Annotated in this window: 18 protein-coding genes; 13 read left to right on the forward strand and 5 right to left on the reverse strand. The window is 66.4% G+C overall.

Annotated features, from left to right (window positions below; genetic code table 11):
- Window positions 1-61: 61 nt before the first annotated feature.
- The 9 genes from VF194_RS13050 (at window position 62) to VF194_RS13090 (ending at window position 12,865) form a co-directional block, all read left to right on the forward strand.
- The gene (locus VF194_RS13050) at window positions 62-2,119 is read left to right on the forward strand and encodes a PAS-domain containing protein (RefSeq protein ID WP_330891612.1); all 2,058 of its coding nucleotides are present in this window, start codon (window positions 62-64) and stop codon (window positions 2,117-2,119) included.
- A 9-nt stretch (window positions 2,120-2,128) separates the two neighbouring features.
- A complete protein-coding gene (tsaE, locus tag VF194_RS13055; RefSeq protein ID WP_330891613.1) occupies window positions 2,129-2,611 on the forward strand; it encodes a tRNA (adenosine(37)-N6)-threonylcarbamoyltransferase complex ATPase subunit type 1 TsaE in 483 nt (160 codons plus the stop codon).
- Entirely contained in the window at window positions 2,604-3,617 is a 1,014-nt protein-coding gene (locus VF194_RS13060) for an aminoglycoside phosphotransferase family protein (RefSeq protein WP_330891614.1), read from the forward strand. Before tsaE ends, VF194_RS13060 begins: the two co-directional genes overlap by 8 nt.
- The gene (locus VF194_RS13065) at window positions 3,614-4,342 is read left to right on the forward strand and encodes a nucleotidyltransferase family protein (protein WP_330891615.1); all 729 of its coding nucleotides are present in this window, start codon (window positions 3,614-3,616) and stop codon (window positions 4,340-4,342) included. Before VF194_RS13060 ends, VF194_RS13065 begins: the two co-directional genes overlap by 4 nt.
- Window positions 4,326-7,286, forward strand: a complete 2,961-nt coding sequence (gene addB / locus VF194_RS13070; RefSeq protein ID WP_330891616.1) for a double-strand break repair protein AddB — start codon at window positions 4,326-4,328, stop codon at window positions 7,284-7,286. Before VF194_RS13065 ends, addB begins: the two co-directional genes overlap by 17 nt.
- Entirely contained in the window at window positions 7,283-10,744 is a 3,462-nt protein-coding gene (addA, locus tag VF194_RS13075; RefSeq protein ID WP_330891617.1) for a double-strand break repair helicase AddA, read from the forward strand. Before addB ends, addA begins: the two co-directional genes overlap by 4 nt.
- A 37-nt stretch (window positions 10,745-10,781) precedes the next feature.
- The gene (locus VF194_RS13080; RefSeq protein WP_330891618.1) at window positions 10,782-11,555 is read left to right on the forward strand and encodes a DUF1223 domain-containing protein; all 774 of its coding nucleotides are present in this window, start codon (window positions 10,782-10,784) and stop codon (window positions 11,553-11,555) included.
- 83 nt (window positions 11,556-11,638) lie between these two features.
- Window positions 11,639-12,055 carry a GNAT family N-acetyltransferase gene (locus VF194_RS13085; RefSeq protein WP_330891645.1) on the forward strand — a complete coding sequence of 139 codons (417 nt, stop codon included), beginning with the start codon at window positions 11,639-11,641 and terminating at the stop codon, window positions 12,053-12,055.
- Window positions 12,056-12,064: 9 nt separating this feature from the next.
- Complete coding sequence (locus tag VF194_RS13090; RefSeq protein ID WP_330891619.1) at window positions 12,065-12,865, forward strand: NUDIX hydrolase; 801 nt, start codon at window positions 12,065-12,067, stop codon at window positions 12,863-12,865.
- 4 nt (window positions 12,866-12,869) lie between these two features.
- On the opposite strand, the gene htpG is transcribed toward VF194_RS13090, so the two are convergent.
- The 5 genes from htpG to VF194_RS13115 are packed head-to-tail and all read right to left on the reverse strand — an operon-like array spanning window position 12,870 to window position 19,431.
- Window positions 12,870-14,744, reverse strand: a complete 1,875-nt coding sequence (gene htpG, locus VF194_RS13095) for a molecular chaperone HtpG (RefSeq protein ID WP_330891620.1) — start codon at window positions 14,742-14,744, stop codon at window positions 12,870-12,872.
- A gap of 21 nt (window positions 14,745-14,765) precedes the next feature.
- A complete protein-coding gene (locus tag VF194_RS13100; protein ID WP_330891621.1) occupies window positions 14,766-15,950 on the reverse strand; it encodes a DUF4340 domain-containing protein in 1,185 nt (394 codons plus the stop codon).
- Between the two features lie 18 nt (window positions 15,951-15,968).
- The gene (locus VF194_RS13105) at window positions 15,969-17,915 is read right to left on the reverse strand and encodes a Gldg family protein (RefSeq protein WP_330891622.1); all 1,947 of its coding nucleotides are present in this window, start codon (window positions 17,913-17,915) and stop codon (window positions 15,969-15,971) included.
- A gap of 10 nt (window positions 17,916-17,925) precedes the next feature.
- Window positions 17,926-18,660, reverse strand: a complete 735-nt coding sequence (locus VF194_RS13110) for an ABC transporter permease subunit (RefSeq protein ID WP_330891623.1) — start codon at window positions 18,658-18,660, stop codon at window positions 17,926-17,928.
- Window positions 18,661-18,672: 12 nt separating this feature from the next.
- Window positions 18,673-19,431 carry an ABC transporter ATP-binding protein gene (locus VF194_RS13115; protein WP_330891624.1) on the reverse strand — a complete coding sequence of 253 codons (759 nt, stop codon included), beginning with the start codon at window positions 19,429-19,431 and terminating at the stop codon, window positions 18,673-18,675.
- A gap of 171 nt (window positions 19,432-19,602) precedes the next feature.
- Here VF194_RS13115 and VF194_RS13120 point away from each other — a divergent pair, with 171 nt between their 5' ends.
- From VF194_RS13120 to VF194_RS13135, 4 genes are read left to right on the forward strand one after another with little or no spacing between them, the layout of a single operon-like run.
- Complete coding sequence (locus tag VF194_RS13120; RefSeq protein WP_330891625.1) at window positions 19,603-19,806, forward strand: DUF1289 domain-containing protein; 204 nt, start codon at window positions 19,603-19,605, stop codon at window positions 19,804-19,806.
- Window positions 19,803-20,462, forward strand: coding sequence for a class I SAM-dependent methyltransferase (locus VF194_RS13125; protein ID WP_330891626.1), 660 nt, complete (start codon window positions 19,803-19,805; stop codon window positions 20,460-20,462). Before VF194_RS13120 ends, VF194_RS13125 begins: the two co-directional genes overlap by 4 nt.
- 6 nt (window positions 20,463-20,468) lie before the next feature.
- Window positions 20,469-21,419, forward strand: a complete 951-nt coding sequence (locus tag VF194_RS13130; RefSeq protein WP_330891627.1) for an ABC transporter permease — start codon at window positions 20,469-20,471, stop codon at window positions 21,417-21,419.
- Entirely contained in the window at window positions 21,412-22,248 is an 837-nt protein-coding gene (locus VF194_RS13135) for an ABC transporter permease (RefSeq protein WP_330891628.1), read from the forward strand. The genes VF194_RS13130 and VF194_RS13135 overlap by 8 nt, the downstream gene beginning before the upstream one ends.
- Window position 22,249 lies beyond the last annotated feature (1 nt).

Below are 22,249 nucleotides of genomic sequence, written 5' to 3' on the forward strand. Positions count from 1 at the left end.
TGGCGGACATGTTGGGGGTAGCGGAGTCATCGTTTTGAGCCCGGCGCTATGGAGCCTGGCAGTGGCGGCGACGGCAGCCGCCGGTCTCGCCGGCGGACTGGCTTATCGTGCCTATGCCCTTTCGCGCCGGCTGCGGGCAGCCGAGGCGGCGCGCGATCGGCTCGGCGCCGAACGCGATGCCCTGAAACAGCAACTGACGATCCTGCATGAACGCCAGAGCGAAGCGGCGCAGGCGGCCGAACGGCATCAGGTCGAGGCCGAGGCGCTGCGCAAGGCGGCGGCGGAAGCCAGGACGCTGCTCGATGCCGCGCCGTTTCCGATATGGCGGCGCGACGCCGAGGGCCGCCTGATCTGGGTCAACGCCCGCTACGCCCAGCTGGCCGAAACCGCCGCCGAGGATGTGGTCAAACGCGGGCTTGAGCTGGCCTCGCCGCACGACCTTGATCAGGGCCGCAACCTCGCGCTGGCCGCATTGGATGCGAAAGGTCTCCAGACGGAGGAGCGCCGCTTCGTCGCCGAAGGCGATCGCCGCAATTACCGGATTTTCGAACTGCCCGCCGCCGGCGGCACCCTGGGCTTCGGCCAGGACATCACCGCCGAAGCCGATGCCCGCGGCCAGTTGCGCCGCCATATGGACGCTCACATGGAGGTGCTGCGCACCATCTCCACCGCGACGGCGATCTACGGCCCCGACCGCCGCCTGCTGCTCTGGAACCGCGCCTATGCGCGGCTCTGGCAGCTCGACGAGGCCTGGCTGGAGACGCGCCCTACCTTTGCCGAAGTGCTGGAGCAGTTGCGCGCCGACCGCCGCCTGCCCGAGCAGATCGACTGGCAGGCCTATAAGCGCGGCCAGCTTGCCCTGTTCACCTCGGTGATCGAGCGCCAGGAGGAACTGATCCATCTGCCCGATGGATCGACGCTCCGCCTCGTCATCAGCGCCTATCCGACCGGCGGCCTGCTGTTCGCCTATGACGACGTGACGCGGCAGCTGACGCTCGAACGCGCCACCAACACCATGATCGCGGTACAGCGCGCGACGCTGGACAACCTCTACGAAGCCGTCGTCGTCTATGGCTCGGACGGGCGCCTGTCGCTGTATAACCGCGCTTTCGCCCAGTTGTGGCAGATCGACCCGGATCTCCTGAACCGCCAGCCGCATTTGACCGAGGTGCTGGAAGCCGCCCGGCCGCTGATGCAGCGCGGGCCCGATTGGACGCAAATGCGCGAGCGGCTGATCGACAGCTTTGCCGCGCGCAAGCCCGGCCACGGCCGGCTGGAACGCGGCGACGGCATGGTGATCGATTATGCTTCCGTGCCGCTGCCCGACGGCGCGGTGCTGTATACCTATCTCGATGTCAGCGACAGTATCCGCATCGAACGCGCGCTGCGCGAACGCAACGAGGCGCTGGAACGCACCGACCGGATGAATGCGGCATTCATCAACAACATCACCCATGACCTGCGCTCGCCGCTGGGCACGCTCATCAGCATGACCGAAGTGCTGGCGCAGGGCATCCTGGGCCCGATGAATCCGCGGCAGGAGGAATATTGCCGCGACATCATGGTGGTCTCGCGGCATCTCTTGCGGCTGCTGGACGACATCATCGCCATCGCCACGATCGAGGTCGGCCAGATGGCGCTGGAGCCGGCGATCATCCCGGCCGAGGCGCTGTGGCATGACCTGGCGCAGCAATGGCAGGAATTGGCAGATCGCCGCGCCATTGCCCTCGACCTGCCGGCAGCTTCCTCCGGCAGCCTCGTCCACGGCGACGAACAGCGCCTGCGCCAGGCGCTCGACAGCGTGATCACGGCGGCGCTCGATGCGACGCCGCAGGGTGGCCGTGTCCGCCTCGCCGTCGACGGCTTGGAGCGCGCCCTGCGCCTGCGCGTCGAATGCCATAGCGGCGGCCTGGCGCCGTTGCAGCCGCGGGAGATTTTCACCGATCTGGCCGATTCCGCCGCCCGCCGCCGCGCCGATGCCGACCTCTCCCTGGTGGTCGCCCGCGGCCTGTTCGAACTGCATGGCGCCCGCCTGCAACTCGACAAAAGCGAGGATGGCGGCCAGGCGGTGGATATCCTGCTGCCGAGCGGCGTTGCGGCGGAAGCGGCCTCTCAGTAGAGTGCCGCAATGCCGGTGATTCGCAGTCTCAGGCTGCCCGACGAGGCGGCAACGGCCGCCTTTGCAGCGGCGATGGCCCCGCTGTTGAGGCCCGGCGACGCCCTGCTGCTGGATGGGCCGCTTGGCGCCGGCAAGACCAGCTTTGCGCGCGCTTTGATCCGGTCGCTGAGCAATCCGGAGGCGGAAGTGCCGAGTCCGAGCTTCAATCTCGTCCTCACCTACGACACGCCGGTGGCCACGCTGTGGCATTTCGACCTCTATCGCATCGGCGATCCGCGCGAACTGGACGAACTCGGCATCGAAGAGGCCTTGAGCGACGGCATCACACTGATCGAATGGCCGGAGCGCCTGGGGGCACAAATTCCGGCCGATGCCCTGACCATCCGCTTTTCCGCCGTCGAAGGCGATGCCGATCAGCGCGACGTAGCGCTGATCGGCGGCCCCCGTTGGCAGCAACGCCTGTCCTCCCTGTCGAGTCCCGCCCATGCCTGACCGCCGCGCGCTTTCGCAGACTTTCCTCGACCGTGCCGGCTGGGGCGATGCCGCCCGCAGCAAGCTGGCCGGCGATGCGTCGTTTCGCAAATACGAACGCCTGCAGCGCAAGGCCGAGCGCGCGGTCCTGATGGACGCGCCGCCGCCGCATGAAGACGTGCGGCCGTTCCTGCGCATCGCCAGGGAATTGCAGCGCCATGGCTATAGCGCGCCGCGCATTCTGGCCGAGGATGTCGAGCATGGTTTCCTGCTGCTGGAAGATCTGGGCGACGACCTCTATGCCCGCCTGATCGCCAGCGGCACCGACGAAAAGCCGCTATATGCCGCCGCGATCGACTTCCTGCTCGATCTGCATCGTCACCCTGCTCCGCCTGATCTCGCTTCCTACAGCGGCACGACCCTGGTGACGGAATCGGAATTGTTCATCGACTGGTTCCTGCCGGCGGCGACCGGACGGGCGCCGGACGAGGCCTTGCGCGCGGAATACCGCGCGCTGTGGTCGTCGTTGGCGCCGCAGATCGCGGCGGACAAGGCTGTCCTGGTGCTGCGCGATTTCCATGCGGAGAATCTGATCTGGCTGCCGCAGCGCCAGGGCGCGGCGAAAGTCGGACTGCTGGATTTCCAGGACGCCGTCGCCGGCCATCCGGCCTACGATCTCGTCTCGCTGCTGGAAGATGCGCGCCGCGATGTCTCTCCCGCCTTGGCCGAGGCGATGCTGCAGCGCTATATCGCCGGCAGCGGCTTCGAGGCCGAGACTTTCCGCCGCGCCTACGGCATTCTCGGCGCCCAGCGCAATACACGGATCATCGGCGTGTTCACGCGGCTGTGGAAACGCGACGCCAAACCGCAATACCTGGCCTTCATGCCGCGCATGTGGCGCCTGCTGGAACATGACCTGAGCCATCCGGCCCTGGCCGAACTGCGGCAATGGTTCGACCGCGTCGCACCGGCGGAGTTGCGGCAAAAGCCGCTGCCTGATGCGCCACTCTGGGGCAGCGCTGCATGATCGACGTCCCCGCAACTGCCATGGTACTGGCTGCCGGCCTCGGTACGCGGCTCAGGCCGCTGACGGAACGCGTGCCGAAGCCGCTGATCGAGGTGGCCGGGCGCAGCCTGCTGGACCGCTGCCTCGACCGGCTGGTCGAGGCCGGCGTCAAGCGCGCTGTCGTCAATATCCATTGGCTGGGCGGGCAGATTCGCGACCACCTCACTTCGCGCAGCGACATCGAGGTCGTCATCTCCGACGAGAGCGATCTGCTGCTGGAAACCGGCGGCGGCATAGCGAAGGCCCTGCCGCTGCTCGGCGATGCCCCTTTCTATTCGGTCAATGCCGACGTGATCTGGCGCGACCAGAAGGGCGGCAGCGGCAGCCTGCGGCAGCTTGCCATCGCCTTCGACCTGGAGGCGATGGACGGATTGCTGCTGCTTCAGCCGCGCGAGCGGGCCATCGGCCATGACGGCCCGGGCGATTTCAATCTCGCGGCCAGCGGCCAGGTGGTGCGGCGCGGCGCCAATCCGGCAGCCGGTTTCGTTTATACCGGCGTGCAGTTGCTGCAGCCGCGGCTGCTTGCCGATGCGCCGCCCGGGCCGTTCTCGCTCAACCTCCTCTACGACCGTGCCATCGCCGCCGGACGGCTTTACGGCTTGACGCATCTCGGCACCTGGATGGATGTCGGCACGCCATCGGGCCTGGCAACGGCGGAAACGATCCTGCATGACGAGCCGGCCTAGCCCGAAGCTCTATACGATTGCGCCGGGCCGGCCGTTTCTCGACGTGCTTGCCGCCGGCATTCTCGACCGTTACGGCACCGGTCCTTTGGCGTTGTCGCGCATCACCGTGCTGCTGCCGACGCGGCGCGCCTGCCGCGCCCTGGCGCAGGCCTTCCTGCGCGCCCGCAACGGTCAGGCGCTATTGCTGCCGCAAATCCGGCCGCTGGGCGATATCGACGAGGACGAACTCGACCTGCGCGGCATCGGCGAAGGCGATGGCGTCATGCCCTTCGCGCCGTTGGAACGCATGCTGCTGCTGGCGGAACTCGTCGCCGCATCGCCGCTGGCCGGCGGCGATGGCGCAACCGCCTTGCGGCTGGCGCGCCTGCTTGGCGATTTCCTTGACACGGCCGCCACTGAGGAAGTCGGCCTCGATCGCCTGGCGGACCTGGTACCGGCCGAGCTTGCCGGCCATTGGCAGCAGACGCTCGATTTCCTCGGCGTCATCCGCGAACACTGGCCGCGCATCAAAGCCGAGAGCAGGCGCCTCGACGCCGCAGAGCACCGCCAGCGGGCGATGCAACGCTGGATCGATCACTGGCTGGCCGAACCGCCCGCCGATCCGGTGATCGCCGCAGGCTCTACCGGCACCATCCCGGCGACGGCGCGGCTGCTCAAGCTCGTCGCCGCCCTGCCGCAGGGCGCCGTGGTGCTGCCCGGCCTCGATCTGCAGCTTGACGATGCTGCCTGGGCGGCGGTGCGGCAGGAGCCGACGCATCCGCAACATGCGCTGTCGCATCTGCTTGATATACTGGGCGCGTTGCGCGGCGACGTACAGCCCTGGTCGGCCGGCACGAAGCCGGACGACACCGCGGGCGCCCGCACAAGGCTGCTCTCGGCCGCCCTGCTGCCGCCTGGTGAAACCCATCGCTGGCGCGAGGCGCCCGACGATGTTCCAGCCCTGGCCTTCGGCGGATTGCAAAGGATCATCGCGCCAGGACTGCATGAGGAAGCCGCGGCAATCGCATTGGCGATGCGCGAAACACTGGAGCAGCCCGGCCGCACCGCCGCGCTGATCACGCCGGATCGCAATCTGGCGCGCCGCGTCGCCGCCGAATTGCTGCGCTATGGCATCGAGGTGGATGATTCCGCCGGCCAGCCGCTGGCGCAGACGCCCCCGGCCGTGTTCCTGCGTCTGCTGGCCGAGGCGACCGCACAGGATTTCGCTCCGGCGGCCTTGCTGCCCGTGCTGAAGCACCCCTTCTGCATGCTCGGCCTGCCGCGGGCCGAATTGCTGCGCTGGCTGCGCAGGCTGGAGCGGCGCCTGCTGCGCAAGCCGGCGCCGCTGGGCGATTTCGACGACCTGCGCCGCACCCTCAGCCCGCATGAGGATCTGCTTGCAGTTTTCGCCAGGCTGCAGGCGGCCGTGCAGCCCTTGCGCGAGGCCCGTTCTGACGATCTTGCCGCGATGTTGCAGGCGCAGATCGCGGCGGCGGAAGCCCTGGCCGCGCCGCCGGCCGGCGAAGCGATGCAGTTGTGGCGCCTGGAAGCGGGCGAGGCCCTGCATGATCTCGTCGTCGAGTTGTTGTCTGCCCCTGCTTTCCGGCCGGTCACACGCGAAAGCTGGCCGCGCCTTCTCGATGCGCTGCTGGAAGGCCGCGTGGTGCGGCCGCGCTTCGGCCGTCACCCGCGGGTCTTCATCTGGGGCCTGCTGGAGGCGCGGCTGCAGCATGCCGACCGCGTCATCCTTGGCGGCCTGAACGAAGGCACCTGGCCGCCGCAGGCACAGGACGACCCCTGGCTTAGCCGGCCGATGCGGCAGGCCTTGGGCCTCGCGCCGCCGGAACGCCGATTGGGCCAGACGGCACATGATTTCGTGCAGGCCGCCTGCGGCACCGATGTCATTCTCACACGCTCGGAAAAGGTCGATGGCACGCCGACCGTACCGGCGCGCTGGCTGCTGCGGCTGGATGCCTATTTGAAAGGCAACGCCGCTTGGCAGGCCTGCAGCGACACACCCTATCTCGCCTGGGCGGCGTTGCTCGACCGGCCGGATGCGGAAGTCGCCGGCGAATTGCCGCAGCCCAAGCCGCCCCTGCAGGCGCGGCCGCGGAAGCTGCCGGTCACCGCCATCGAGACCTGGATCCGCGATCCCTATGCGCTCTATGCCCGGCGCATTCTCGGATTGCGCAAACTGGACGAGGTCGGCCAGCCGCCGGACGCCCGGCTGCGTGGTGAGGCAATCCACAAGGTGCTGGAGATTTTCCTTGCCCGCCATCGCGACGCCCTGCCCGATGACGATACGGCCTATGCCGAACTGCTGGCGCTGGGTCGTCAGCAATTCGGCCCCTGGCTGCAGCAGCCCGTCATTGCCGCGCTCTGGTGGCCGCGATTCGAGCGCGCCATGTGCTGGTTCCTGTCTTACGAGCGCGAGCGCCGCGCCGCAGGATTCAAGCCAGCTCTGCTGGAAGCGGACGGCGCCCTGACATTTACCGCGCCTGCCGGCGATTTCACGCTGACCGCCAAAGCCGACCGCATCGACCGCAACGCGACGGATGGCGCGCTGGCCGTGCTGGATTACAAGACCGGCAACCCGCCTTCGCCCAAGCAGGTCAATAGCGGCCTGGCGCCACAGCTTGCGCTGGAAGCCGCCATCGCGCAGCACGGCGGCTTTCCCGAGCTTGCTGCCGGCGCCATTGCCGAATTGGTCTATATCCGGCTGAGCGGCGGCGCCGAGCCGGGCGAGGTCCGCCGCATCGAAGGCACCAGCCGCACGCCGATCCCGCCAGCGGATGAATTGGCGCAGCAGGCGCTGGAACGGCTGAAAAGCTGGGTGGCGCGCTTCGACGATCCTGCCATCCCCTATCTGTCGCGGCCGCGGCCGCAATTCGTCGAATATCCGGGCGACTACGACCATCTCGCACGCGTTGCGGAACGCGCCGAAGGCATGGGGGAAGAGACGTGAGCGCGGAAGACGGCGAACTCCGCGCACATCTGACGGCGCAGCGCGTCGCCGCAGATCCCGCGCTGTCGGCCTGGGTTGCCGCCAATGCCGGATCGGGCAAGACGCGCGTGCTGGTCGATCGCGTGACCCGGCTGCTGTTGGCCGGCACGCGGCCGAGCGGGATTCTGTGCCTCACCTTCACCAAGGCGGCAGCCGCCGAAATGGCCCTGCGCCTGACCGACCGCCTCGGTGCCTGGACAACGCTTCCCGATGATGAATTGAAGGCCGAGCTGTTCGGCCTGCTCGGTCGGCAAGTCGAGGCGGGCGATATCCTGAGGGCACGAAAGCTCTTCGCCCGCACGCTGGAGGCGCCCGGCGGCCTGCGCCTGCAGACCGTGCACGCGTTCTGCGAGGCGTTGCTGCAGCGTTTTCCTGTCGAGGCCGGGGTGCCGCCGGGCTTTGCCATCGCCGATGACGCCGTGACCGCCGAGCTGTTCCGCGCCGCCCGCGACCGCCTGCTGAGCGAAGGCTTGCAGCCGGGCTCCGCCATGGCCCCGGTGATCCGTTTTTTCGCCGAGCGCATGGACGATACCCGCTTCGAGCGGCTTTTCTCGGTCCTGATCGGCCGGCGACGCGATCTTGCTGCGCTTTTCGAGCAGACCGGCGGCGCCGAAGCCGCCATAGGCGCCCTCTATCACCGGCTTGGCCTGCCGCAAGATGCCACGCGCGACGGCATACTGCGCCAGCATATCGACACGATGGCGCTGGACGATCTGCGCCGAGCCGTCGCCGCACTGCTGCAGGGCGGCGCCAATGACGGCAAGCTGGGCCAGCAGCTCGACCGCTGGCTGGCCGCCGGCTGCCTGGCCGACCGTTTCGAGACCGAATGGCTGCCCGCCTTCTTCACCAAGAGCGACCCGAACAAGGCGCTCGACAAGCTTGCCAGCAAGATGGCCGAAAAGCTCGCCGCCGATTGCGGCGCCATCCTGCAGGCGGAACAGAAACGGCTGGTGGCGCTGAAGCTGGTGCTGAATGCGCTGACCACGGCCGAGGCGACCGCCATGCTGCTGCGACTGGCGGCGCGGCTGTTGCGGATTTACGGCGAATTGAAGGCTGTCCGCGGCCTGCTGGATTACGACGATCTGATCCTGCGCAGCCGCGACCTGCTGGTCGAACCGGGCCGCGTGCCCTGGGTGATGTTCAAGCTCGACCAGGGCATCGACCACATCCTGGTGGACGAGGCGCAGGATACCAGCCCGGATCAATGGGCGGTGATCGCCGCCTTGGCCGAGGATTTCTTCAGCGGCTCCGGCGCCCGCGAGGCCAAGCGTACCATCTTCGCCGTCGGTGACGTTAAGCAATCGATTTACAGCTTCCAGGGGGCGCGGCCGAAAGCCTTCCTCGACATGCGGCGCGTCTTTTCCCGCCGGGCGGAGGCGATCGGCGAGCGCCTGCATGCCGTGCCGCTGGAAATGTCCTTCCGCTCCGCGCCGGCCATCCTGCAGGTGGTCGATGCGGTTTTCGAGGACGAGGCTGCGCGCAGGGGCCTCGCCGAAGATGGCACCCGCCTGCAGCACCGCGCCCGCCGCCGCGAGGAGGCCGGCCGGATCGAACTCTGGCCGCCGTTCAAGCCCGACCCGAAGGCGCAAAGTGAAGCCTGGGACGTGCCGGTCGATTATGTCGGCCGACGCGATCCGCGCCTGCGGCTAGCCGAAACGATCGCAGCACAGATCAAGCGGTGGATGGCCGAGGAGAATCTGCCGAGCGCGGGCCGCAAGCTGCGGCCCGGCGATGTGATGATCCTGGTCCGCCGCCGCAATGTCTTTTTCGAGGCGATGGTGCAGGCCCTGAAAAAGGCGGGCGTGCCGGTGGCCGGCGCCGACCGCATGACGCTGATCGAGCAGATCGCCGTGCTCGACCTGCTGGCGCTGGGCGCCTTCTGCCTGCTGCCGGAGGACGATCTCAACCTGGCGACCGTCCTGAAAGGCCCGCTGTTCAATTTCAGCGAAGACGATCTCTTTGCGCTCTGCTGGCAACGGCAGGAGCCGCGCCTGTGGCGCATATTGCAGAGCCGCGCCGACGAGCAACCGCATTGGCGGGCCGCCGTCGATGAATTGCGGCACCTGATGGCACGGACCGACCTGGTTTCGCCCTTTGCGTTTTATGCCGAACTGCTCGGGGCCGGCGGCGGACGCCGCCGCCTGGTCGCCCGGCTGGGCGCGCAGGCCAACGAGCCGATCGACGAATTTCTGGCTGCTGCATTGAATTTCGAACGCGAAGCCGCCCCGAGCCTGCAGGGCTTCATCGCCTGGTTCCGCCGCCATGCCGGCGAGGTCAAGCGCGATCTGGAGCAGACGCGCGACGAAGTGCGCGTACTGACCGTGCACGGCGCCAAGGGTCTGGAGGCACCGGTCGTCATCCTGCCCGATTGCTGCGACCTGCCGCAGGAGCGCAACGGAGAAGGGCTGCTGTGGGATGAAGCGTCCGATACCGCGCAACCGGCGCCGCAGCTTTACTGGCCGCTGCGCAAGGACAACGACACGCCGCTGACCGCCGAGATCCGCGCCGCGCGGCAGGCCGAACAGATGGCGGAATACCGCCGCCTGCTCTATGTGGCGCTGACGCGGGCGCGCGATCGGCTTTACGTCTGCGGTTACCTCAACGGCAAGACAGCCGAAAAAGGTCCGCCGGGGCAAAGCTGGTACAGCCTGATCGAGGCCGGCCTCAACCGCCTGGCCCCGCTGACCGACATCGCGTTGCCCTGGGGCGAGCGGGGCCGCCGGTTCGAGAGCTTCGCCGACCGCCATGCCGAGGCCAAGCCGGTGAGTGAGGCTGCTGCCGCCGCGATCTTGCCGGCCTGGGCGCGTCAGCCTGCGCCGCCCGAGCCCACCCCGCCGCGGCCGCTCAGCCCGTCGCAGCCGAGCCGCAGCGAGCCGCCCCCGCTCAGCCCCACCGCGCCGGACCGCCTGGCCGGCCTGGCGCGCGGCCGCCTCATCCATCGCCTGCTGCAGACCCTGCCCGACCTCGAACCGGCGGAACGCGCGGCTGCCGCCGGTCGCTTCCTGGCGCATCCGGCGCATCGGCTTTCCGCGGCGCTGCAGGCCGAGATCAGCCGCGAGGTCCTGTCCGTACTGCAGACGCCCGGCTTCGAGGCGGTGTTTCAGCCCGGCGCGCAGGTCGAAGCGCCGCTGGCCGGCCGCCTGGGCGACCGACTTGTCGTCGGCCAGGTTGATCGCCTGATTGTGAACGGCGACCGCATCCTGGTGGTCGACTACAAAACCAACCGGCCGCCGCCATCGCGGGTGGAAGACGTCGACCCCGCCTATCTCGAGCAGATGGCGCTCTATCGCGCGCTGCTGCAGCAGATTTTCCCGCATTATCCTGTCCAGGCGGCCTTGCTTTGGACCTATGCGCCGCGCCTGATGCCGCTTCCGCCCGACCTGCTGGATCGCCGCCTGGACGATTTCACCGCAACGTGACTGGTCTCATTCGCCGCGACTGCCTAGCTTGGACCCCATGATGATGAAGCGCATGAAATACTGGCTGCCTGGCGTGAACGGCGCGATCATGTGCCTGATGGCTGCATTCCTTGCACCTGCCGCCCTTGCCCAAGCACCCGGCGCTCAGACATCCGGGCAACAGGCCTTGGTGGTGCTGGAGCTGTTCACCAGCCAGGGCTGCAGTTCCTGCCCGCCGGCCGACGCCCTGATGAAGGACTGGGCCAAGCAGCCGAACGTGCTGCCGCTGTCCCTGCATGTCGATTACTGGGATTATCTTGGCTGGCGCGACACTTTCGGCAAGAAGGGCCACAGCATCCGGCAGCAGGACTACGCCCGCAACATGGGAGCCCGGCAGATCTACACGCCGCAGGCCGTGATCGACGGCGAGTTCGAGGCGATCGGCTCCGACCGCGCCACCGTCGCCGCCATGCTCGAGAAGGCGCGCCAAAAACAACGGCTGGTGCTGCAGGCCGCACGGGACGGCAACGGTCGCTGGCAGGTGAGCGTGCCGGCCATGGCCGGCTGGAAGGGTGACGCCAAGGTGCTGCTATGCCGTTACGACCGCCATGACGAAGTGAAGGTGGAGCGCGGCGAGAATCACGGACGCACGCTCGAATATCTCAATGTCGCGCGGGCCTGGAACACCTTCGGTAGCTGGCATGGCGAAGCGGCGAGCTATACCGTGCCGGATCTGGGCAACATCGATTGGCGGCAGGAAGGCGTCGTCGTCATGTTGCAGTCGCTCAAAGGGCCGATCCTCGGCGCCATCGATCTGCAGCCGGCAAAATGAAAGGCTGAGCCGCCAGCCGGTTGACAGCCCTCTCGGCCCGGTCGAAGCTTCCATCGAGCAAGATGGAGTATGGCGTGACGGCCATGGCGATCACCGAGCATCGCATGCGGCTGGCGGAAGAACGGGATTTGCCGCGGCTGCGCGAAATCGCCGCTGAGGCCTTCGGCGCCGCAGCACCCGATCTGGCCTCGCTGGTCGGGCAGGAAAGCTTGTATGTCGCCGCCTGGCGCACCAGCATCGATGGTTTCGTGGTGCTGATGCCGCTGAAGGATGCCTTGCTGGTGCAGCGCCTGGCCGTCGCCGAAGAGGCGCGCCGCCGCGGCATCGGATCCTGGCTGCTGGATTGCGCCGCCATGCATGCCCGCAATCTCAACCTTCGTGCCATCGAGCTGCAGATGCCGGAACATGATCCGGCGCGTCTCGCTTGGCTGGCCCGGCTGGGCTTCGTGCCCCAGCGCCAGGGCGGGAACCGGACCTATCTCCGTAAATTACTGGATTGAGGCAACGGAATGGATGCGAAGAAACCGGCGGCACTGCTGCCCTCCAGTACGGTCCTGCTGGTCCGCGACGGCACGGCGGGACTGGAGGTCTTCATGGTCAAGCGCCATCATGCCATCGACTTCGCCTCCGGCGCGATGGTGTTCCCCGGCGGCAAGCTCTGTGCCGGCGACCGCGACCCCGTCCTGTCCGAGCGCCATGCCCGGCCGGGACGCTTCGCCGCCGACCTGACGCCCTTCGCCTTCGCCGCGATCCGCGAAGCCTTCGAGGAAACGGGCCTGTTGCTGGCGCGGCGCAAAGGCGGCGAGCGGCTGCTCGGCGCGGCCGATGTCGAGGTCCTGCAGCGCTGGCGCGAGCCGCTCAATCGCGAGGAGAAGAGTCTCGCCGAGATGGCGGAAGTCGAGGGCCTCGAATATGCCCTCGACGTGCTTGCCCCCTTTGCCCATTGGATAACGCCCGAGGTCATGCCCAAGCGGTTCGACACCTGGTTCTTCCTGGCCGCCGCGCCGGAGGGCCAGATCGGCATGCATGACGGATCGGAATCGGTCGATTCGGCCTGGTTGGGCGCTCAGCAGGCGCTGGACGACTGGGAGGCCAAGCGGCGCACCATCGTTTTCGCGACCCGGATGCAGCTGGTGAAACTGGCGCGCGCGAAGGCTGTCGCAGCGGCCCTGGCCGCGGCGGAACGCGAACCGGTCATCGATGTCCTGCCGGTGCTCGACAAAAATGCCCCGGGCGAGCCGCATCTGCGCATCCCGGCGGAAGCCGGCTATGGCGTCACCGAAGTGCCGCTCAGCCGCATCGGGATGTAACGCTTTAAGCCAGCCCCTTTTCCATCGCCCGGGCAAGGCGGGCGGCAAAGGCCTGCGGATCGCTCAGCGGCTCGCCTTCGACCAGGCGCGCCTGATCCAGCAGCAGAAAAGCCGCATCGGCCAGTGCATCCGCGGCGCCTGGCTGCGTGGCGCGCGTGGCCAGCGCCTTGATCAGCGGATGCGACGGATTGATCTCGAGAATCCGGGCGCTGACATGGTCTAGCTTCTGATGCATGCGCAGCAGCCGCTCCAGATGCATGTCCATGTCGCCGGCGGCCGCGGCGAGGCATACGGCGCTGTCGGTGAGCCGCTTGGACTCGCGCACATCCTTCACGGCGTCACCCAGGGTCTGCTTGAGCAATGCGATCAGAGTACCGAGAGCCGCGCCTTCGACCTTGTCCTCCGGCGCCTTGTCTTCCGTCTCGCTTTTCACCGCGTCGAGGTCGTCGGCCGTCCGCGTCGCCGACCTGATCGGCTTTCCGGCATATTCGTGCACCATCGAAGGCCAGAAATCGTCCACCGGATCGGTCAGCAGCAACACCTCGACTCCCTTGGAACGGAAGCCTTCGAGCTGCGGGCTGCGGCGAAGCTGGTCGGCCTGATCGCCATTGATCACGTAGATCGCCGTCTGGCCTTCCTTCATGGCGGCGACGTAGTCGTCGAGCGAGACCCAGCCGTCGTGCATGGACGAGCGGAACCGGGCCAGCTTCAGCAACGCATCCCGGTGATCCCGGTCCTCGTACAGACCCTCCTTCAGGACGGCACCGAAATTCTCCCAGAATTTGGCATAGGATTCGCCATCCTTCGCCTTCTTCTCCAGCTCCGTCAGCACGCGGCGCGTGATGGCCTGGCGAATCCGGGCGACGATCGGGTTGTTCTGCAGCAGCTCGCGGCTGACATTGAGCGGCAGGTCGGCCGAATCGACCACGCCGCGCAGGAACCGCAACCAGGCCGGCACGAGGTCGTCGCAGCGATCGGTGATGAAGACGCGCCGCACATAAAGCTTCAATTGCGGCCGGCGCGCCGGATCGAACAGGTCATGCGGCCGCGACCCCGGTACGAACAGCAGCAAGGCGTAATCCAGCTTGCCCTCGGCCCGGGCGTGCAGCGTCAGCCACGGTTCGTCGAAGGCATGGGCAACGTGATGATAGAAATCCTTGTACTGCTGCTCGCTGATCTCGCTTTTCGGCCGCGCCCACAGGGCGCTGGCCGAGTTCAGCACTTCGGACTTGCCGTCATCCTGCAGCATTACCGGCAGCGCGACATGGTCGGAATAGGTCTTGACGATGCGGCGCAGTCTTTCGGGTTCGAGGAATTCGTCTTCGCCATCGCGCAGATGCAGGATGATGGTCGTGCCGCGGAGCCTCTTCTCTTCGCCGGCCTGTTCCGCCTCGCCGACAATGAACTGACCCGAACCGTCGGATTCCCAGTGCCAGGCCTGCGTTTCGCCGGCCTTGCGCGAAATCACCTCGACCTTGCCGGCAACCATGAAAGCCGAGTAGAAGCCGACGCCGAACTGGCCGATCAGCGCCATGTCCTTGGCGCTGTCGCCGGTCAGACCGGCCAGGAATTCGCCGGTGCCCGAACGGGCGATGGTGCCGAGATTGGCGATCAGCTCCTCGCGGCTCATGCCGATGCCGTTATCGGCGATCGTCAGCCTGCGGCCAGCCTTGTCAACGCTGAGCGTGACTTTCAGCTCGCTGTCGCCTTCCCACAGCGCGTCATCGGTCTGGGCGGCGAAACGCAGCTTGTCGCAGGCATCGGAGGCATTGGAGATCAATTCCCGCAGGAAGATCTCCTTCTGACTGTAAAGAGCATGGGTGACGATATGCAGAAGCCGCGTCACCTCGGCCTGGAAATGCATCGTCTGCTCGGTCATGGCGGACCTCTAGTCCAGAACTCAGCCAGCCTTCTTGCCGTTATCCTTCTTCTCGTCTTGCTTGATCGGCTCGATCAGGTCCTTCAGATGCCGGGTCAGATCGCGCGTGGTGGACTCCGGGACAAGATAGCGCCAGCCGGCCATACGGGCTGCCGCTTCCTTGGCCTGCTTTTCCGCCTCCTCAGGCTTGAGCAGCTCCTTGTTCTTCTCGTCCGGTTTGACCAGGGCCGGATCGTACGACACATCGATGGTGATCCAGGATTTTTTCTTGTCGCTGTCCCCGCCGGCCTTGTCGGCCTCGGCCGGGACCGACCGGATGACGGCACGGATGCCATCGAGCGTATCGAGTTCGGTCACCGTGGCCTTGCTGAAATCCTTGCCCTCCGCCTTGGCAACATCGTCGAAGGTCATCCAGGCCAGCACGTTGGCAACGCTGTTGCCGTCGTATTGCGAGGTCAACTTCATGCCTTTGGGCATGTCGGCAGGGGTGAAATCGGCGCCGGCCGATTCGCCTTCCTTCTTGGGTGCGGCGCGGACCAGTTTCAGCACTTCACCGTCCGGATGCGTCACGGTCGCCGTCGCCACGCGGGCGCGATCGATCTTGATCAGGTCTTTGACCAGCCAGTCGACCGGCTGCGCCGGCAGTTCGAGAATGCCCTCGGCGAGCCAGGCGCGCGCTTCGCTCGGCTTGCGCACATGGTACTGCCCCGGCTTGCCCCCGACCGGATAGGACTTGATTTTGCCGACGATGACGCTGGCGATCCCTTCCGACTTGTCGTTGACCAGCCGCACCAGGATCGGGCCCGGATCGCTCTTCGCCGCCTCGTCGGCCGGCTTATACTTGTCCGGCTCGGAAACCTGCAGCAGGTCGTAATGCTCCGGCTTGTCGGTGCGCGGCTCGATCGTCTGAAGCTGGGCGATGCCGATCACGTTCTTGCGCACCAGTTCGGGACGCACCGGATAGCCGTCGCGGCTCGGCATGATCCATTGATCGGCCGTCTTGCCGCGTTCGATGCGGAACAGCGTCTTCGAGGTGGCGATCTCGAGCGAGGCGACGTCGTTTACCTTCGCCGTCAGGTCGGAAAATAGCGGCTTCGGCGTGAAGTCGGCCTGCGTGGCATTGTCGCGCGAGACGGCGACCCACCAGCCGAGACCGCCGAGGACGACCGCAACGACGACCAGTACCAGCCAGCTCTTGTTGCGCATGATCCTGCCTCCGATCCGTCAGCTATCCGCCACGCGCCGGGCGCGGCGGCGGCGCCAGGCGATGCCGAGCCCGACCGCCACCAAAGCAGCCAGCAATGGCATCAGGCCGATATTGATGAACTTGATCCACAATTCGAGATTATCGATATCGTGATTCAACTCGCGCTGGACGCCACGCAACTCGCGCCGCGTCTGCAGCAGTTGATCCCGGAAGTTATCGATTGCGGCCTGCTGTTCCGCCGTCAGCAGCGCGTTGGACTGCCCCTGCGTTTTCGACTGCAGGTCGGCCAGCTTCTTCTGGGTATCCTCCAGTTGCTTCTGCAGCTCGTTCTGGCGCGAGAGGAATTTCTGCTCGGCCTGGCGGCGCAGATCCTCGATGACCTCGAACGGCCGCTGCGACCGGCCGCGGCTGCGCAGCGCGATGAGATCGCCCGAGCCGGACATGTTGTCGATCGCATTGATGACGAAATCGGCATTGGCCGCGATCGGCATATAGAGATTCTGGCCGAACATCTGCTGCGAACGCACCCAGAAGCGGTCATCCAGCAGATCGGCATCCGCGACCAGGATGACATTGATCGGCTTGGCGCTTTCCTTCACCTGGGCTTCGGCGGGAGCTGCCGGCTTGGCCGGCTCCGCCTTGCCGCTGGCATCCTTCTTCTCCGGCGCCGGCGGCGGGCCGTCGGGGAAGGCGGTCTTGGCCGGGCCGCTGATGCGGGCCGCCAGCACATAGGAATCGCCGCTCGGCTTGAATTGGTCGGCCAGCTTTTGCGGGTCCGGATCGCCCTTCAGGTTGCTGATGTCCATCAGCATCGCCTGCTTGGACGACATAAGCAGCGGAGTGAGCGTGGTGGTGGCGCCATCCAGCTTGCGGATCGCTCCCATCGAGGCGGTGTTGATGTTGGTCAGATCGGCGGTGATCACGTCGCCATGATCCATCTGCGCCGGCGGGACGTTCAGCCAGGGTATGTAATCGACCACCGCGGCCGGACCGCTCTTGCCGGTCTGCACGCGCTGAGCCAGAGCAAGATCGGCAACGAACTTGTCAGGCACGATCTCGACGCCCCAGGCCTTGAACAGATCGTTGAGCAGCGAGCCGGAATCGGCGCCGGGCATCGGCATGCCGGTGGCCGGGTTGGGCATCGCCGCCATCGTCTCGGAATAGGGATCGGAGAAGGCGATCAGGCGGCCGCCCTTCAGCACGTATTGATCGATCGCGTATTTTTCCTGCGCGCCGAGATCCTTCGGATGCGCCAGGATGAGGACGCTGAACTTGTCGTTGATCTCCTCGGGCTTATTCGCATCGAGCATCTTCACATCGAAGAACTGCTTGATCTGCTCGAGGATCAGATAGGGCTGCGCCTGGCCGCGCATCGCCGCCATCACGCCGCCGGGGCCGTATTCGAGCGGCAGCGCGCCAAGGATGCCGACCAGCGGCTTTTTCGGATTGCTCAGCGCGTAGACCAGCTTGGTCAGATCGTATTCGAGGAACTGTTCCTTGTCGGTCTGGAAGAACGGGATCGTCTCCTGCTGATCCAGCGCATTGGTGCCGGCCAGGCCGAAGTAGAGCTGGCCATCGCCCAGGGTTGCCGCCTTCAGGCCCGCCTGCACGGCGCGGTCCTCCGCCTCGCTGAACGGCTCCGGGTCGATCACCTCGAGACGGATCTTGCCGTTCGACAGGGCAGCGTAGCGCTCCAGCAGTTCGCGCACCCGGGCGCCGTACTGCTTTATCTGCGGCGCCGCCGAGGCGATCTTGTCGGAGAAGAAGAAGCGCAGCGTGATCGGCTCGGGAATCTTCTTCAGCACGTTGCGGGTGCCATCGGAGAGCGTATAGAGCTTCGCCTCGGTGAGATCGAAGCGCACGTTGCGCAAGCCTTGGTTGGCCAGGATGTTGACGGCAAAGAAGATCGCAAAGGCGGCGATCAGGCCGGTGCCGGTGAGAAGCGCTTTGCTGCCGGTTTTCATGAGACTTCCCTCAGCCCGCTTTCTTGAAATCGACGACGATGGCCGTGGCATACAGCCAGACCGCAATCAGTGACAGGAAGAAGACCAAGTCGCGCAGATCGATCACGCCATCGGTGATCGCGCTGAAATGCCCGAGGAAGCTGAATGAGGCGACGGTATCCACGATCAGCCGCGGCGCCCAGCCCTCAAAGAAGCTCAGCACGATGGGAGCGCCGGAAACGGTGAAGATGAAGCAGACCAGCACGCTGATAACGAAGGCGATTACCTGGTTGCGGGTAACCGCGGACAGGCAGCTGCCGATGGCGAGATAGCTGCCGGCCATCAGCAGGCTGCCGACATAGCCGGCCAGGATCACGCCGTTATCGGGCGTGCCCAGCCAGTTGACGGTGAGCCAGAGCGGAAAGGTCAGCGCCAGCGCGATTCCGGCAAAGGCCCAGGCGGCGAGGAACTTGCCCAGCACGGCTGCCCAGAGCGGGATCGGCAAGGTCAGCAGCAATTCGATGGTGCCGGACTTGCGCTCCTCCGCCCAGAGCCGCATGGCGATGGCGGGCAGGAAGAACAGGTAGAGCCAGGGGTGGAACAGGAAGAAGGCCTTCAGATCGGCCTGGCCGCGCTCGAAGAAATTGCCGAGATAGAAGGTGAAGACCCCGGCCGTGAACAGGAAGACGACGATGAAGACGTAGGCCACGGGTGTGGAGAAATAGCCGGCGAGTTCGCGGCGGAAGACAGCGAGCATCGTTTTCATATTCGGATGTCCTTACGCCGCGTGGGCCGGCGTTCTGGCTTGGGTGACGTCACGGAAGGCCGCATCGAGGCGGCCTGGACCGGCGATGATGTCGCCGATCCGCCAGCCGGCATCCGGGTCGCCTTCCGGATGGCCCTCGGCAACGATCCGGCCGCGGGCGATGATGATGGCCCGGCTGCAGATCGCTTCGACCTCCTCCAGGATATGGGTCGAGATGATGATCGCCTTGTTCGGCGCCATCGCCTGGATCAGGCCGCGCACTTCATGCTTCTGGTTCGGGTCGAGGCCGTCGGTGGGCTCGTCCAGCACCAAGATGGGCGGATCGTGCAGGATCGCCTGCGCCAGGCCGACACGGCGCTTGTAGCCCTTCGACAGGGTATCGATCGGCTGCTCCAGCACGTCGCGGATATTGACCTGATCGATCACTTTGCCGAGGCGGTGATGGCGTTCCTTGCCGCTCAGGCCGCGCACATCGGCGGCGAATTCCAGGAAGCTGCGCGGCGTCATGTCGGCGTAGGTCGGTGCGCCCTCGGGCAGATAGCCGATGCAGGCTTTCGCCGCCAGCGGATCGCTTTCGACATTATGCCCCATGACGGAAATCTCGCCCGCCGTCGGGTTGAGAAAGCCGCAGAGCATCTTCATGGTAGTGGATTTGCCGGCGCCGTTGGGGCCGAGAAAGCCCAATACCTCGCCCTTGGCAACCGAGAAACTGATATTGTCGACAGCGGTAAACGGACCGAATTGTTTGACGAGATTTCTAATGTCGATCATCGTTTGACGTCACCCCATCCCCGACCGCCGGAATTGCACTAAGAATCGCTTGCACGACGGCGACCGCTAGATAAGAGTTTCTCACATCATGGTTCAAGCCCCTTGCGTCAATTTGCGCCGCCGCGCTACCGATTTGCGGGGCGATAAAGCGAACGCCGCCACATTTTCGCCATGATCGACGCCAACCAGCCAGCTTCTCCCTGCATCAGGGTCTGCCGCATCGACCGCATGACGGGCTATTGCCTCGGCTGCTGGCGCACCGGCGAAGAGATCGGCGCCTGGCCGGGGCTGAACGCCGAGGCCAGACATGCGCTGCTCAGGCAGCTTGCCCAACGGGCAAAGGCGGGCGCGAAGAATGGAACTGGCCCGGCATGACGCGCTCGATCGGACTGGACAAACGGGTTTACGACTATCTTCTCTCGGTCGCGCCGCCGGAGCATCCGCTGTTGGCAAAGCTGCGGGCCGAAACCGCCCGGCTGCCCGGTGCCGGCATGCAGATCGGCCGCGATCAGGGCGCGCTGTTTCAGCTTCTGGTCCATTTGACCGGCGCCCGGCGCTATCTCGAGATCGGCGTCTTCACCGGTTACAGTTCGCTTGCCGTCGGCCTGGCTCTGCCGCCGGATGGCCGCATCACCGCCTGCGACATCAACCCCGATACGACGGCCATCGCGCGGCGTTATTGGGCCGAGGCGGGCATCGCCGATCGTGTCGATCTCCGTCTCGCCCCGGCCAGGGAGACACTCGATCGCCTGATCGCCGGCGGCGCGGCAGGCTCTTACGATTTCGCCTTCGTCGATGCCGACAAGACCGGCTATGCCGGCTACCATGAACTAGTGCTGCCGCTGCTGCGCCGCGGCGGCCTTGTCGCCTACGACAACGTTTTGTGGGGCGGCGGCGTCGCCGATCCGAAGGACAAGTCGGAATACACCCTTGCGCTGCGGCGCTTCAACCGGATGCTGGCGCAGGACGAACGCATTGTCATGGCAATGCTGCCGCTCGGCGACGGCGTCACGCTCGCAGTGAAACGTTGACGAGCCATGCCGCTGTTCCTGCTGAAGCGCCTCGGCACCCTGATCGCCACCCTGATCGCCACCTCGATCATCGTCTTCCTGGTGCTGGAGGTCCTGCCGGGCGATCCGGCCCTCCTGGTGCTCGGCATCGACGCGGACGAGACGCAGCTTGCCGCCTTCCGCCACCAATATGGCCTCGATCAGCCGATGCTGGAGCGCTACCTGCATTGGGCGACGCATCTTCTGACCGGCGATTTCGGCATTTCCTATGCCTACAAGACGCCGGTCTGGCCGCTGATCGCCGAGCGTCTGGCCTTGACCTATCCGCTCGCCGTCCTTGCCATGATCCTGACCGTCGCGCTGGCGCTCGGCCTGGGCGTCTTTGCCGCCTCCCGCCATGGCAGACCGGCCGACGCGGTGGTCATGGGGATCAGCCAGCTCGGACTTTCCATACCGAATTTCTGGCTCGGCCTGCTGCTGATCCTGCTCTTTGCCGTCAATCTCGGCTGGCTGTCGGCCGGCGGCTTCCCCGGCTGGCAGGCCGGGGTCGGCAAGGCCCTGCAAAGCCTGATCCTGCCCAGCATTGCGCTGGCGGCGGTGCAGGCCGCGATCCTCACCCGCATCACCCGCTCCTCGATGCTCGACATGCTGCGCGAGGATTTCGTCCGCACCGCCCGCGCCAAGGGCCTGAGCCGCAATGCCGTGCTGTGGCGACATGTGCTGCGCAATGCACTCATCCCGGTCGTTACCGTGATCGGCCTGCAATTCGGCAATCTGCTCGCCGGCGCCATCGTCGTCGAGCAGGTGTTTTCCCTGCCCGGGCTCGGCCGGCTGGTCTTTCAGGCGATCAGCAACCGCGACATCGAGGTGGTGAAGGCCGCCGTCATGCTGCTGGCGGCCACGGTGGTGATCGTCAATTTCTGCGTCGATGTGCTCTACGCGGTGATCGATCCGCGCCTGAAGGCCCGCGATGTCTGAACGCATCGGACAGGCCGTGCGGCATCGCAGCTTCCTGGCCGGCGGCCTGCTGTTCGGCGGCGTCCTTACCATGGCGGCGCTTTCACTGGTCTGGACGCCCTATGCGCCGACCGCCATCGATGTCCGCCACCGCCTGGCCGCGCCGTCGGCCGCCCACTGGCTGGGCACCGATCCCTTCGGCCGCGACGTATTCTCGCAGCTCATCGCCGGCGCGCAGAATTCCATCACGGTCGGCCTCCTTGCCGTCGGCATCGGCCTTGCGATCGGCAGCGCCCTGGGTTTGCTGGCGGCGGCGCGGCGCGGCTGGATCGAGGAACTGGTGATGCGCGCCGCCGATTTCACCTATGCGTTCCCCGCCGTGCTGTCGGCGATCATGTTCGCCGCCATCCTCGGCCCCAATGCGGTCAACTCGGTGATCGCGATCGCGATCTTCAACATCCCGGTCTTTGCCCGCATCGTGCGGGCCTCGGCCAATGCCATATGGTCGCGCGACTATATCCTGGCCGCGCGCAGCGCCGGCAAGGGCGGCTTGCGCATCACCATCGAGCATGTCCTGCCGAACATCCTTGCCATCATCCTGGTGCAGGCGACGGTTCAGTTTGCCCTGGCGATCCTGGCCGAGGCGGCATTGTCCTATCTCGGCCTCGGCACCCAGCCGCCGACGCCGTCCTGGGGCCGCATGCTCAACGACGCGCAATCCTATGTCTTCCGCGCGCCGCTCTTGACCATCTTCCCCGGCTGCGCCATCGCCATCGCCGTACTCGGCCTCAACCTGCTGGGCGACGGGCTGCGCGATTTGACGGACCCGCGCCTGACACGGCGGCGATGAT

The sequence above is a fragment of the Ferrovibrio sp. genome, assembly GCF_036381655.1.
Lineage (GTDB): Bacteria > Pseudomonadota > Alphaproteobacteria > Ferrovibrionales > Ferrovibrionaceae > Ferrovibrio.

What these genes read in the sequence shown, in the direction of transcription:
- tsaE (WP_330891613.1), top strand. Translation starts at nt 2,129, where the DNA reads ATGCCGGTGATTCGCAGTCTCAGGCTGCCCGACGAGGCGGCAACGGCC.
- VF194_RS13060 (WP_330891614.1), top strand. Translation starts at nt 2,604, where the DNA reads ATGCCTGACCGCCGCGCGCTTTCGCAGACTTTCCTCGACCGTGCCGGC.
- VF194_RS13065 (WP_330891615.1), top strand. Translation starts at nt 3,614, where the DNA reads ATGATCGACGTCCCCGCAACTGCCATGGTACTGGCTGCCGGCCTCGGT.
- addB (WP_330891616.1), top strand. Translation starts at nt 4,326, where the DNA reads ATGACGAGCCGGCCTAGCCCGAAGCTCTATACGATTGCGCCGGGCCGG.
- VF194_RS13080 (WP_330891618.1), top strand. Translation starts at nt 10,782, where the DNA reads ATGATGATGAAGCGCATGAAATACTGGCTGCCTGGCGTGAACGGCGCG.
- VF194_RS13085 (WP_330891645.1), top strand. Translation starts at nt 11,639, where the DNA reads ATGGCGATCACCGAGCATCGCATGCGGCTGGCGGAAGAACGGGATTTG.
- VF194_RS13090 (WP_330891619.1), top strand. Translation starts at nt 12,065, where the DNA reads ATGGATGCGAAGAAACCGGCGGCACTGCTGCCCTCCAGTACGGTCCTG.
- htpG (WP_330891620.1), bottom strand. Translation starts at nt 14,744, where the DNA reads ATGACCGAGCAGACGATGCATTTCCAGGCCGAGGTGACGCGGCTTCTG.
- VF194_RS13100 (WP_330891621.1), bottom strand. Translation starts at nt 15,950, where the DNA reads ATGCGCAACAAGAGCTGGCTGGTACTGGTCGTCGTTGCGGTCGTCCTC.
- VF194_RS13105 (WP_330891622.1), bottom strand. Translation starts at nt 17,915, where the DNA reads ATGAAAACCGGCAGCAAAGCGCTTCTCACCGGCACCGGCCTGATCGCC.
- VF194_RS13110 (WP_330891623.1), bottom strand. Translation starts at nt 18,660, where the DNA reads ATGAAAACGATGCTCGCTGTCTTCCGCCGCGAACTCGCCGGCTATTTC.
- VF194_RS13115 (WP_330891624.1), bottom strand. Translation starts at nt 19,431, where the DNA reads ATGATCGACATTAGAAATCTCGTCAAACAATTCGGTCCGTTTACCGCT.
- VF194_RS13120 (WP_330891625.1), top strand. Translation starts at nt 19,603, where the DNA reads ATGATCGACGCCAACCAGCCAGCTTCTCCCTGCATCAGGGTCTGCCGC.
- VF194_RS13125 (WP_330891626.1), top strand. Translation starts at nt 19,803, where the DNA reads ATGACGCGCTCGATCGGACTGGACAAACGGGTTTACGACTATCTTCTC.
- VF194_RS13130 (WP_330891627.1), top strand. Translation starts at nt 20,469, where the DNA reads ATGCCGCTGTTCCTGCTGAAGCGCCTCGGCACCCTGATCGCCACCCTG.
- VF194_RS13135 (WP_330891628.1), top strand. Translation starts at nt 21,412, where the DNA reads ATGTCTGAACGCATCGGACAGGCCGTGCGGCATCGCAGCTTCCTGGCC.